Origin of the sequence: Paenibacillus amylolyticus (genome assembly GCF_036894225.1) — a bacterium.
GTDB classification, from domain to species: Bacteria; Bacillota; Bacilli; order Paenibacillales; family Paenibacillaceae; genus Paenibacillus; species Paenibacillus amylolyticus.
On record NZ_CP145892.1, the window covers coordinates 240,873 to 253,663 of the forward strand.

General features: G+C 48.2%; 8 protein-coding genes. All 8 read left to right on the plus strand.

The features are described from left to right. Position 1: 1 nt before the first annotated feature. On the plus strand, positions 2 to 1,783 hold the full coding sequence (locus tag V6668_RS01150; protein WP_338707509.1) for a glycoside hydrolase family 35 protein: 1,782 nt from the start codon (positions 2 to 4) through the stop codon (positions 1,781 to 1,783). A 104-nt stretch (positions 1,784 to 1,887) separates the two neighbouring features. Further along, the gene (locus V6668_RS01155; protein WP_338707510.1) at positions 1,888 to 2,754 is read left to right on the plus strand and encodes a sugar phosphate isomerase/epimerase family protein; all 867 of its coding nucleotides are present in this window, start codon (positions 1,888 to 1,890) and stop codon (positions 2,752 to 2,754) included. 293 nt (positions 2,755 to 3,047) lie between these two features. Next, positions 3,048 to 4,106, plus strand: coding sequence for a Gfo/Idh/MocA family oxidoreductase (locus V6668_RS01160; protein WP_338707511.1), 1,059 nt, complete (start codon positions 3,048 to 3,050; stop codon positions 4,104 to 4,106). Positions 4,107 to 4,798: 692 nt separating this feature from the next. After that, positions 4,799 to 6,211, plus strand: coding sequence for an alpha-L-fucosidase (locus V6668_RS01165; protein ID WP_338707512.1), 1,413 nt, complete (start codon positions 4,799 to 4,801; stop codon positions 6,209 to 6,211). A 498-nt stretch (positions 6,212 to 6,709) separates the two neighbouring features. Then, complete coding sequence (locus tag V6668_RS01170) at positions 6,710 to 7,687, plus strand: ABC transporter permease (protein WP_074093076.1); 978 nt, start codon at positions 6,710 to 6,712, stop codon at positions 7,685 to 7,687. Between the two features lie 15 nt (positions 7,688 to 7,702). Beyond that, positions 7,703 to 8,611 (plus strand): carbohydrate ABC transporter permease, encoded by a 909-nt coding sequence (locus V6668_RS01175; protein ID WP_017691189.1) that lies wholly within the window; start codon positions 7,703 to 7,705, stop codon positions 8,609 to 8,611. A 129-nt stretch (positions 8,612 to 8,740) separates the two neighbouring features. After that, entirely contained in the window at positions 8,741 to 10,378 is a 1,638-nt protein-coding gene (locus V6668_RS01180) for an ABC transporter substrate-binding protein (RefSeq protein ID WP_338707513.1), read from the plus strand. A 175-nt stretch (positions 10,379 to 10,553) separates the two neighbouring features. Next, entirely contained in the window at positions 10,554 to 12,773 is a 2,220-nt protein-coding gene (locus V6668_RS01185) for a helix-turn-helix domain-containing protein (RefSeq protein WP_338707514.1), read from the plus strand. Positions 12,774 to 12,791 lie beyond the last annotated feature (18 nt).

Genomic DNA, 12,791 nt, shown 5'->3' on the forward strand with positions numbered 1-12,791 from the left:
CATGGCGGTGCTGACGTATAAAGGTTCACATTTCATGTATGATGGCGAGCCTATTCGGGTTTTGTCGGGTGCCATCCATTATTTCAGAGTGGTCCCCGACTATTGGGAGGATCGGTTACTCAAGTTGAAAGCCTGCGGTTTCAATACGGTGGAAACGTATGTGCCGTGGAATGTCCATGAGCCGCAGCCGGGTCGGTATTGTTTTGAAGGGATGGCTGATCTGGAACGTTTTATTCGCATTGCGGGAGATGTGGGTCTGCATGTGATTGTTCGTCCAAGTCCTTATATATGTGCCGAGTGGGAGTTTGGCGGATTACCTGCCTGGCTGCTTGCTGATGATGATATCCGTCTTCGGTGTATTAATGCAAAATTTCTGGCGAATGTGGATCGTTATTATGATGTGCTTTTGTCCAAATTAAAACCCCTTCTTAGCACTAATGGCGGGCCGATCATCGCGATGCAGATTGAAAATGAGTACGGCAGCTTCGGGAACGACGCGAGTTACCTGCGATATTTACGTGATGGCATGGTGGAACGCGGTATGGATGTGTTGTTATTTACCTCGGAAGGCCCGACAGACCACATGCTGCAGGTGGGATCAGTGCCGGGGCATCTGGCTACGGTTAATTTTGGATCAGGGACGCAGGGATCGTTCAACAAGCTGCGTGAATATCAGGCGGATGAACCTTTGATGTGCATGGAGTATTGGAACGGCTGGTTTGATCACTGGGGAGAGTCACATCACACCCGAGAAGCCACAGATGTGGCTGGTGTGTTTGAAGAGATGCTTCGAGCAGGAGCCTCAGTCAACTTTTATATGTTCCACGGTGGAACGAATTTTTCATTTTACAACGGGGCGAACTGTCAGCAGAAGGATCAATATGAACCGACGATTACAAGTTACGACTACGATTCACTGCTCAGTGAATCGGGGGAGCCGACAGCGAAGTTCCATGCGGTGAGGGACCTTATTGCTCGGTATAGCAATGAAGATCTGGGTGAGCTTGTGCTGCCGGAATCGAAGGGGACCATCGCTTATGGGCGGGTGGAGTTGACCCAACAGGCGTCATTACTGGCGCAGATGGACCGGATATCAGCCCCGGTGCAGCGTACGAATCCGGAACCGATGGAGAAGCTGGGTCAGGATTATGGCTTTATTTGTTATCAGACCCGGATATCCGGGCCCAGGGAGCGACAGGAACTGGTGGTTCAGGAGGTGCGTGACCGTGCGCTTGTGTTTGTTGATAGGCAATTTCAGGGTGTATTGGAACGCGGAAATCCAGCATTATCGGTATCCTTTGAAGTGCCGCCAGAGGGCGCAGATCTATTGATCCTTGTTGAAAATATGGGGCGAATCAACTATGGTCCTTACCTGAGAGATCCGAAGGGCATCACCGAGGGTGTGCGACATGGCTTTCAATTTTTATATGATTGGACGATTCATTGTCTGCCATTAACTGATCTGTCGGGTTTACAATTTAGCAATGCGATTAGCGAAGCAATTAATGAAACAGTTAATGAAGTACAGGGACCAGCATTTTATCGAGGAGAGTTTAATATCACGGATGTAAGAGATACTTTTCTGCGACTGGATAGCTGGACCAAGGGAGTTGTATTTGTAAACGGATTCAATCTGGGGCGCTACTGGAATAAAGGACCGCAAAAAACGTTATATGTACCAGCCCCGCTCCTCCATGAAGGTGAGAATGTAATCATGGTATTCGAGCTTCATCAGACGGCTGATCAGGCCGTAACGTTTGTAGATACACCGGATTTGGGCTAGAAAAGGAAAATAGTAGAGTCAAACGATTAATGGCAATTGTCGTGTCCGCCGGAAAAAGGTATACGTTGGGTATGGACATTGACTACAAGAGAGGATGAGGAAAAATGAAAGTTGGACTCAGCACCTACAGTCTGCAACAAGCATTGGATCGCAAAGAATTAAACGTACCAGATGCCATTCGTTGGATCGCCGATCAGGGCGGGGAACATGTGGAGATTGTACCGATGGGATTCAGTCTGATCGATAATCCGGAGTTGATTGATGAGATTAAAGCTGTGGCAAAAGAGGTCGGGATCGACATTTCCAATTACGCCATCGGCGCAAACTTCGCTGTTCAGGAGGACGCCGAAGCGTTGGAGCAAGAGATCCAGAATGTGATGCGACATGTGGATGTGGCTGCTGCGCTCGGCGTGAAGCTGATGCGTCATGACGTGGCTTTCCGCCCTGCACCAGAGGGAACTGTAGCACAGTTCGAGATCGACCTAACGGTACTGGTGAAGGCTTGTCAGCGGATAGCCGATTATGCAACGGATTTTGGAATCACAACAAGCGTCGAGAACCATGGGTACTATGTGCAGTCGAGTGAGCGAATTCAGCGTTTGTTACACGAGACGGCGCGAAGTAACTTTAAGACCACGCTGGATGTCGGCAATTTCCTCTGTGTGGACGAAGACCCGGTGAGTGCCGTGAAAAATAACATTCCGTACGCGTCGATCGTGCACGCCAAAGACTTCTACTGGAGACCTTCCTACCGAAATCCAGGTGAAGGCTGGTTCCAAACCTCGCATGGCAATTACCTGCGCGGTGCCATTGTGGGCCATGGCGATATCGACATGCCTGAGGTGTTCCGTGTGTTGAAACAATCCGGGTATGACGGATATATCTCGGTTGAATTTGAAGGCATGGAAGATTGCAAAACAGCCTCACGCATTGCCATGGATAACGTCCGTCGCCTATGGGAAGAGGCATAGGGCTGAGTACTTGTTTTACATGAAATATGGCTTGTTACGTATGGCTCAAACAGAAAGTTAGTTCAGTCAGAAAAAGTAGTGGAGGGGGCGAAATCGATTCTGAAGAAACGAAGCTAAAAGCTTTCTGCAAGAAAGCTACTTCGTAAGCATTAACTCGCCTTTATCACCGGATTTCCCCTTTTGAGAAAGGGGATTAAAGAAATCTGGAGACAAGAGCGATCGGAAGAACGATTCGCAACCGGAACGTCTACCTGCTGGACGTTAATTATTTTATATATGGAGGAATCAGCACTATGCCCAAATTGAAAGTCGCCGTTATCGGTGCCGGATCCATATCCGATTGCCATTTGCAAGCGTACGCCAGTAACCCGGAGGTTGAAATATACGCCATCTGTGACCTGAATGCAGTACGTGCCACTGAAGTCGCGAAGCAATATAATGCACCTCATGTGTTTACCGATTATAAAGAACTGCTCGCAATGCCCGAAATTCATTCCGTCAGCATCTGTACATGGAACGACTCCCATGCGGAGATTAGTATTGCTGCTCTGGACGCGGGCAAAAACGTGCTGTGTGAGAAACCACTCTGCCAAACGGTAGAGGATGCCCTCGAAGTAGAGAAGGCGGTTCATCGCAGCGGAAAGCTGCTTCAGGTCGGTTTTGTTCGCCGCTATAGCGACAATGCACAAATTCTGAAGAAGTTTATCGACGAGGGTGAACTGGGCGAGATCTATTATGCCAAAGCCTCCAGTCTGCGTCGTCTGGGCAATCCGGGTGGCTGGTTCTCGGATATCAACCGTTCCGGCGGAGGCCCGCTGATCGATATCGGGGTGCATGTAATCGACATTTGCTGGTATCTGATGGGCAGACCAAAGGTGAAATCCGTCTCCGCCAACGTGTCCAATCGATTGGGAAACCGCTCGAATATTAACAATCTGTCGTTCTACAAGGCAGCGGACTATGACGCGGGGCAGAACACCGTTGAGGACATGGCGAATGCACTGATTCGTTTCGAGAACGGTGCGAGCCTGCTCGTGGATGTCAGCTTCACGCTCCATGCCAAAGCGGATGAGACTTCGGTCAAACTATATGGCGACAAAGGCGGTGCCGAGTTGGAGCCGGAAATTTCGATCATTGGCGAGAAATTTAACACTATTTTGAACATGACCCCACAGGTAGATTTTAAATCATTCGATTTCATGGGCTCGTTCCGTAATGAAATCAACCATTTTATCGATAGTACACAGGGCCGCAAAGAAACACTTAGCCCCGTCGAAGACGGCGTCGAGGTAATGAAGATGCTCTGCGCCATCTACGAATCAGCCCGTCAGTGCCGCGAAATCACACTGTAAAGGGGCAATGCATTGCGTTGATACACTACGTTGATACTTTACTACTCCGTTTCATTGAAAGTTATGAGCACTTCGCTCCTTTTGATGAAAAGCTCCGCTCCGGGCGGGTGTGGATTCGTCCTTCCCGCTCGCCGGTGGAGCAGAGTAGGGAGCGAATGCTAACGAATCTCAGACATCTTATTTAAGGATTCGAAGCCCCCTCAGAAATCTAAGGAACCTGACACACGCTATATCAGAATAAACAGCAGTTTACAGCGTTTTTACCACCTGATTTCGGGAAATAACGTGTCTGATGTTCCTTACAATTTTAAAATAGGATCATAAGGTTAAATAAGACGCCCTGTGTTCCTTAGAAACAACTTTACCCATTTGCCAGGATCAGCCGCTTGGATTTCCCTTATAGAGACAAGGGAAATAAGGGGTTCCATAGTGATTGAAGATGGCACCGCACTCGAAATAACAAAGTTACTACGCCCCTTAATAGTTAAACTAGCGTTTACGCCAAAACGGAGAGTGCAGAACCAATCTGAAGAAGCGAAGCGCTCGCCTTTATCACTGGATTTCTAACAATTATACAGTGAAATAAGAGAAATCTGGGGATAACAGCGATCGAAAGATGGTACTGCACTCGGAGTGACCAGGCGTAACATGCATGGTTTATCTTTTATCCAATCCAGAGGAGATGAAACAGGATGAGCGAAACCAAAGAAACCGTATTGGAGCAGGAAGAGCAGATTGTCGAAGCCGGCGTGCACAATTTTAGCAAAGAGGAAGAGTGGATCAAACCGGAAGATCCGCTGCTGAATGAGCGGCTGGAGTGGTTCAAGGATCAGAAGCTGGGGCTGATGATGCACTGGGGGCCGTATTCACAGCTTGGTCTCGTGGAATCCTGGGCGCTGAGCGATGAGGACGGCGATTGGTCGCGTGATGACATCGACTGGACGGATGACATGGAAGACTTCAAGCGGGAATATTTCGATCTGAACAAAACCTTCAATCCGATTCGTTTCCAGCCTGAGGAATGGGCACAGATGGCGGCAGATAACGGGTTCAAATACTTCCTGTTCACCACCAAGCACCATGACGGTTTCTGCATGTGGGATACCAAAACGACGGATTATCGAATTACGGGTAAGGACACTCCTTTTCATACCCATAAGTATGCGGACATCTGTCGAGCACTGTTTGACGCTTTCCGGGCCAAAGGACTCGGCATCTCAGCGTATTTCTCCAAAGCGGACTGGCATACCCCTTATTACTGGGCACCGGGCATGGAGCGTGGACGTCATATGTGGCGCGGCCCTTCGTATGATCCCCATAAGTATCCGTGGCTGTGGGAGAAATTCGTGGAGTTCACACATGAGCAGATCATGGAGCTGCTGACGAATTACGGGCGGATCGAATGTCTGTGGCTGGATGCCGGCTGGGTGCGCGAAGGTCGCCATGGTCAGGATATCAGGCTTGGAGAAGTCGTGGAACGGGCACGTCAGACCACACAACCTTGGCTCCTGTCCGCAGATCGCACTGTCGGTGGACCGTATGAGAATATCGTTACCCCCGAGCAGACCATACCGGAACATCCGATGAACATTCCATGGGAGAGCTGTATTACGGTGGGGAACTCCTTTGCCTTCGGATTCGATGATCAGTATAAAACGGGAAGACAGCTGGCACATATTCTACTTGAAGTTGTGTCCAAGGGCGGTAACCTGGCGCTGAATGTAGGACCACAACCCGATGGCCGTCTGCCAAAAGGGGCAATTCGAGGCATCAAGGGCCTCGGTGAATGGCTGAGTACTCATGGAGAAGGCGTCTATGGAACCCGGATCTGCGGGCCATATTTCACGAAAGATTGGGCTTTCACTCAGAAAGAAGAGATCAACACCGTGTATGCCTTCCGTATATACCGAAACGAGAATGAGACCGTACAACCACAGTTAATCATTCCTTATCTGGAAAAGGTAGAGAGGATCGAACTCGTCGGTAGCGATGACGTACTTTCGTATCAGCAGACAGAAGACGGACTTCTTGTGGATCTGCCCCAATCCGCTTCAACGAGTGAAGCGCCCATCACACATACGTTCAGATTGATCACAAGCGCATAGAGGTTGTTCAAAAAGTCCCCAATTGATCACGAAGTAGTCCACGAAGTGAACTCGACATCGAATCTTGCGTTCACCTTCGGAGTCCGGTGCTCATGTAGGTTTGCCTACACTCCGCTCCTCCTCCTTCAGGTTCTCGCAACCTTCTCGGTGCTGAATCGTTAACTTTTTGAACTTGTATGTAAAGAATTCCATGTCAATTCCGGGGGAGATATAACCACCTCCGGGATTTTTTTATTCATACATAAGGGACACGATTCCCAATAGAAACGGCTCGCAATCGCTTGTCACACAAGGGTTTGTGGAATAAAGAGAAGTCGGAGAAAATTGCAAATTGATAAAAGTTTATCGGGCGATGTACTATCAAATCAAGAAAGCGCTACCTGATATGAATGTTTACATCATGTTTGTTAAACAAGGAACTAGGAACAGAAAAAAGGATGTTTAAGGGATGTAAATGTAATGTATTATTACACTTGAGGTGTAGAAGGAGTGACGCAAATGAGTCGAGCTACGGAAAGCATACCCGCCAAGATGGAACTCCAACAGAGGAAACATGTGGAGCCCAAGCGGCAGCATCCATTCATCAAAAGCCTCAAGAAACACTGGGAACTCTACCTGCTCGTGTTGCCCCCGGTATTGTATCTGTTAATCTTCAAGTACATTCCTATGGTGGGTGTCCAGATCGCCTTCAAGGACTTCAGTGTAGTCAAAGGAATCTGGGGAAGCCCGTGGGTCGGATTCAAACACTTTGAAGCCTTCTTCCAATCTCCAAACTTCTGGCTGTTAATCAAAAACACGATAGGCATCAGCTTTTATTCCTTAATTGCCGGTTTCCCCATTCCGATCCTTCTGGCGCTGGCGCTGAATGAGATTCGAACGGGTTACTTCAAAAAGACTGTGCAGATGGTCACTTACGCTCCGCATTTTATCTCAACGGTTGTTATGGTATCCATTATCATTCTGATGCTCTCCCCGCATGTCGGCGTGGTAGACAAGCTGTTCACACTGCTCGGCTTCCCGATGACGAACTTCATGGGTATTCCGGAATACTTCAAATCGATCTATGTCTGGTCAGGTGTGTGGCAGGGCATGGGATATTCATCAATTATATATATCGCAGCTCTTGCTGGTGTTGATCCATCTCTCTATGAAGCAGCAAAGATGGACGGCGCATCAAGGCTTCGGAAAATATGGCACATCGACCTCCCGTCGCTCGTTCCAGTCACCGTTATCATGCTGATTCTGAGTCTGGGCAGCATTATGGGCGTGGGCTTTGAGAAAATATACCTGATGCAGAATCCACTCAACACAAGCGCTTCGGAGGTCATCTCCACGTATGTGTACAAGGTGGGTCTGATCGGGGCGAATTTCAGCTTCTCCTCGGCAGTAGGGTTCTTCAACTCCATTATCAACCTGATCCTGCTGGTTATCGTCAACGGCATATCGCGCAAAGTATCCCAGAACAGCTTGTGGTAAAGGAGGAGTTTATCCATGTTCAACCTGATTAATCGTAACCGGATCAAGGACCCACTCGGTGACCGCATTTTCATGACATTCAACTATATCTTTCTGTTCGCCATACTGCTAACAGTGTTTTATCCACTTTTGTATATCATCAGTTCTTCGTTCAGCTCTTCACGAGCCGTGACATCCGGTCAGGTGTGGCTGTTCCCGGTAGACTTTAACATCAAGGCGTACATCTCCATTTTCAAAAGCCAACAGCTTATGCTCGGTTTTTATAACACGATCATCTACACCGTGGTGGGCACGTTCATTAACGTGGTGCTGACCGTCATGCTGGCGTATCCTTTGTCACGCAAATCGTTCTATGGACGAGGTGCCATCATTATTTTCATGATGATCACGATGTTCTTTGATGGTGGTCTGATTCCCACCTACCTCTTGATGAAGGATTTGCACCTGCTCGATACACGTTGGGCGATGTGGCTGCCCGGGGCGCTCGCAGTATTCCAGGTCATCGTGGCAAGAACTTTCTTCCAATCTTCCATTCCGGAAGAACTCGGGGAGGCCGCGGAAATGGACGGTTGCCGGGATATCCGGTATCTGATCAGCGTAGTTCTTCCCTTATCAAAGCCCATTCTGGCGGTCATGACACTTATGTATGCCGTAGGTCACTGGAATGCGTACTTTGATGCATTGATCTACCTGCGTTCCGAGAAATTGTTCCCTCTACAATACGTGCTTCGCAATCTGCTTATCCTGAACGCGGCTGATCCGGCGATGCTCGCCAATACCAGCCAACAGATGCGGGACCAAGGGTTCGAGCAGGTGTTGAAATATGCACTGATCGTTGTGGCGAGTATTCCAATTCTGATCATGTATCCATTTGTACAGAAGCATTTTGTTAAAGGGGTCATGGTTGGTTCCCTCAAAGGTTAATCCTTGTGAGTTAAGCCTGGTTGCCTCTTGAAAGGAGGTGGAAGGAACACGCCGGCTTCCGGGGTCGATTTTATAAACGTGCAGTACAAGTCAATAATTTGCCGTTATGAACAAAAAGGAGGAGTCAGATTGAGAAAATCTTGGATTTCGATGTTGTTTCTGGTCTTTGCTTCGGTGGCTTTGTTGTCCGCATGCAGTTCATCCGAGGAGTCGGGTGGAAGTAGCGACGGTAGCGGGGAGAGCGGCGGTCCTGTAACCATGACCCTCTTTGCTCCGCAAGGCAAAGCGTCCATGGAAGAGAATGAATTCACCCAATTTATCGAAGACAAGTTCGACGTTACCCTAAAATGGGATCTGGCCCCAACGGACGCCTTGCAGGATCGTAGACAATTACTGCTGGCGAGTGGTGATTATCCCGAAGTGTTTCTTCACGGCAAGTTCACCACCTCAGATCTTCAAACCTATGGAAAACAGGGCGTGTTCCTTCCGCTACAAGATCTGATTCAGGAGTATGGTCCGAATCTGACCAAGATTATGGAAGAGAAGCCATACTTCAAAGAAGCTATTACGGCACCGGATGGCAACATCTATGCGCTGCCGATCTTCAATGAATGTTACCACTGTACGTATGCACAGAAATACTGGATCAACACGGAGTGGCTTGATAATTTGGGCCTGAAAATGCCAACCACAACTGATGAACTGTATACCGTTCTGAAGGCGTTTAAGACACAAGATCCAAACGGTAACGGGAAAGCGGACGAGATTCCACTTACAGGCGCACCGAACAAGTATGTATGGAATGGCAACATTGATGCCTACCTGATGAATAGCTTTATATACAATGACAACGACAAATATCTGATCGTGAACGATGGCAAGGTGAGTTTTGCCGCCAATCAGGAAGGCTGGAAGAAAGGGCTGGAGTACATGAACAAGCTCTATGCAGATGGCCTGATTGATCCGGCTTCCTTTACACAGAATGATCAGGCAATTGGACAGCTGGGGAACAAGGAAGGCGATGAAGTGGTCGGCTCCATTACAACGGCGCTGGTCAGTTATCTCGTGAATACTTATGACAAAGACATCACCCGTCACCAGCACTGGGAGATCGTTCCTCCATTGAAAGGACCAGATGGAGTGCAGACGACAGGCGCCACGCAGAGCGTAGGTGAGTTTGAGTTTGCCATTACGAACAAAGCGACAGAAGCACAGCAGATTGCCGCCATCAAAATCGTAGACTACATGTTCAGTGAAGAAGGTGCGCTGTACGCGGAGTATGGACCAACTGAAGGAAAAGGCTGGAAGAAGGCAGATGCCGATGAGAAAAACATCAATGGTGAGCCGGCCAAATACAGCTACTACAACCTGCCTGAGCGTGATCCAAACGTTGTTGTGAACGAGAGTTGGTCACAGATCGGAGCACATGACTTGTCCAACACTTTCCGTAATCTGTTTGCAGAAGGACAGAATCCTTTAGAAGCAGAGGGTTATGGTACACGTCTGGCTCAAGCTACCAATGTGTATGAACCTTATGCACCCAAAGAAGTATACCCTGCGAACGTATTTATTCGTCCAGAGGATACGGAATCAGCTGCACAACTGACTACGGCCATCAAGGATTATGTGCAGACGAATATGGCACAGTTCATTATTGGCAGCAAGAGCATTGATAAGGAATGGGATTCGTATGTCAAAGGCTTTGATGGTCTCGGACTGAGTAATTACCTTGAGATCTACCAGCGTGCCATTGAGAAGAATCAATAATTGAAGGATTCAATATAGAGGCTGTCCCGTCTGTCACCCGTGACCGGGACGGTCTTCTCCTATGACAACCCCACGTCATCCGATATAATGTACTGAATATTTATGGGAAATTAGCGATCAGCACAGATGTTTGTCGTCATTCAGCATGAACAGTAACGGTGGGGGGATCTCGGAGATGAACAACAATTGGTTTAGACGTTTGCTGTTATCGTATCTGCCTGTTTTCTTTATTGTGACGACCATTCTATTCTTTATTTTCTTTCAAGTATTCAATGAACAGAACCGTAGAGAAGCGCTCAAGGCCAATGAATTTCTGGCCTCTCAGGTCACGCAATATCTGGACAACTCCCTGCGTTCCATCGACTTCAAGGTACTGCGTGAGATTTTGACCAACCCTAACTTGAAGAATTATTTCTCGGTATCTGGCAGCGATGATGTGTATGCCGGCATTCAGGCGGTCCAGGTGGTTGATGAATTGAAAATAGAGTATCCGCTGATTGATTCAATTTATCTCGTTCGATACGGGGATGGCACGGTCTTCAGTAACGGGAAGGCTGTTCCGATTGAAGAGTTCCCGGATGCAGACTTTATTGCAGATAGCCGGTCAAGGGATGAACAGAAGTGGGTAGGGGCACGAGCGTTCCGAGCTTTTCCTTCACAAGCGACGGAGCAGGTGATTACGATTGTGCGAAGTGTAGGAAACGGCAAAGGACTTGTGGTGACAAACGTGGACCTGAGTACCCTGAGGAAATCCATTATGCAGATGTATGATCCGGAATTTACGTTTGTGAACATCTTCAACCGTTCGGGCGGCAATCTGTGGGATAGTAGCATGCCAGGAGGGGTTGCAGCTTCTACTAAAACCACGTCGGGAGAAGTCTTCTCCGAATTTACGTCGAGTTATAGTGGTTGGAAGGTGCAGACAGGTCTTAACAATGGAAAAATCGTCAAATGGACGCTGCAATTTTATAATATCTGGTTTGCCTTTGCTGTAGTGGTTGTGTTGATTGGTGTGGTGTGGGTGATCTATGTTACCCGCAGAAACTACAAGCCGATTCAGCAGATTGTCACGTTAATTCAGACCGTCTCTTCGCAGAAGCAATCGGGGCTGGGCTATGGCAAGGAGAATGAGTTTCGATTCATCCATACAACGCTGGAACGCATGATTGATCAGACGAGACAATATCAGGAGGAGCACGAAGAGAATCTGATTTTGCAGAAAAAAATGTTCTTTCAGGAGTTGCTGGAGGGCACACGAGACTTTACGAGCACGGAGCTGACAGCGGAGATGAAGAAGTTCAAACTGCCTGAGCTGGAGCATCATTGGGCCGTCATGGTAGTTGAAATGGATCGGTATGATGCATTTGTGACGAAGTATCATGATCAGGACCAATCCCTCTTGAAATTTGTGTTATCCAGTATCCTGCAGGAGAGTGCGCGTCATGAAGGAACGGAAGTATGGGCTGAATGGATCTCCGATCAGCGTCTGTACGCCATCCTCTGGATTCCGGCAATGGAACAGGCCGAGGAGACCGAGCATCGATTGCTCGCTGGTTATCTGGACAGAATCGATCAGTATCTGAACTTCACCGTAACCATTGGTGTTGGTCGGGTCGCTGTTGATATTCGGGGGCTGAGAGCTTCATTGAAAGAAGCTGTGCACGCGCTGGAGTACAAGGCTGTACTGGGGATAAATCGTATCATTCCGTGTAGCGATGTGCCGAACTCGACCAATGATGTGTATGAGTTCCTGAAAACCATCTCACTGTTGGTACAGGCGATGCGTTTATCGGACGATGTCTGGGAAAAACATTTTGAGAGACTGTTTGAACAAATCAGTGAGTCCGTTCTATCCCGGCAGGAGATTATGAATACGATCCAATTGTTATTTCAACATTACAATCGGGAATTCGCCGAACTTCCACGGGAGTATCAGGAGTCATGGGCTGCTATATTCACTCCACTGCTTCCGAGGCTTGAGGGCTGGGAGACGTTAGACGATCTGCGTGAGCTGTGCTGGGAAGGGTTCAGAGAACTGGCGCTGCAGATGCAGACGCTGCATTGTTCCCGAAAACACAGATCACATATTCTGGAGATTCGCAAATACATCGAAGAGCATTACAACAATCCTGATCTGTCGCTGAACTACCTTAGTGATCTATTCGATATTAATCCGAAGTATCTGAGCAAGCTTTTCAAGGATGAGATTGGGGAGAAGTTTGTGGATCTGCTCATTAGTCATCGCATCGAAAAAGCTAAGCTGCTCATGCAGGAGACCGATAAGGCCATTCAGGAGATCAGTGAGGAAGTGGGATACACGAACTATAATTCCTTCAACCGGGCTTTCAAGAACGTGGTGGGTGTGGCACCAAGTGACTATCGCAAAGCCATGTGAGTGCACGCGCCTAACTAA

Bases quoted from the DNA above. Each gene is read 5' to 3' on its own strand.
- V6668_RS01150 (WP_338707509.1), top strand. From the start codon at position 2: ATGGCGGTGCTGACGTATAAAGGTTCACATTTCATGTATGATGGCGAG.
- V6668_RS01155 (WP_338707510.1), top strand. From the start codon at position 1,888: ATGAAAGTTGGACTCAGCACCTACAGTCTGCAACAAGCATTGGATCGC.
- V6668_RS01160 (WP_338707511.1), top strand. From the start codon at position 3,048: ATGCCCAAATTGAAAGTCGCCGTTATCGGTGCCGGATCCATATCCGAT.
- V6668_RS01165 (WP_338707512.1), top strand. From the start codon at position 4,799: ATGAGCGAAACCAAAGAAACCGTATTGGAGCAGGAAGAGCAGATTGTC.
- V6668_RS01170 (WP_074093076.1), top strand. From the start codon at position 6,710: ATGAGTCGAGCTACGGAAAGCATACCCGCCAAGATGGAACTCCAACAG.
- V6668_RS01175 (WP_017691189.1), top strand. From the start codon at position 7,703: ATGTTCAACCTGATTAATCGTAACCGGATCAAGGACCCACTCGGTGAC.
- V6668_RS01185 (WP_338707514.1), top strand. From the start codon at position 10,554: ATGAACAACAATTGGTTTAGACGTTTGCTGTTATCGTATCTGCCTGTT.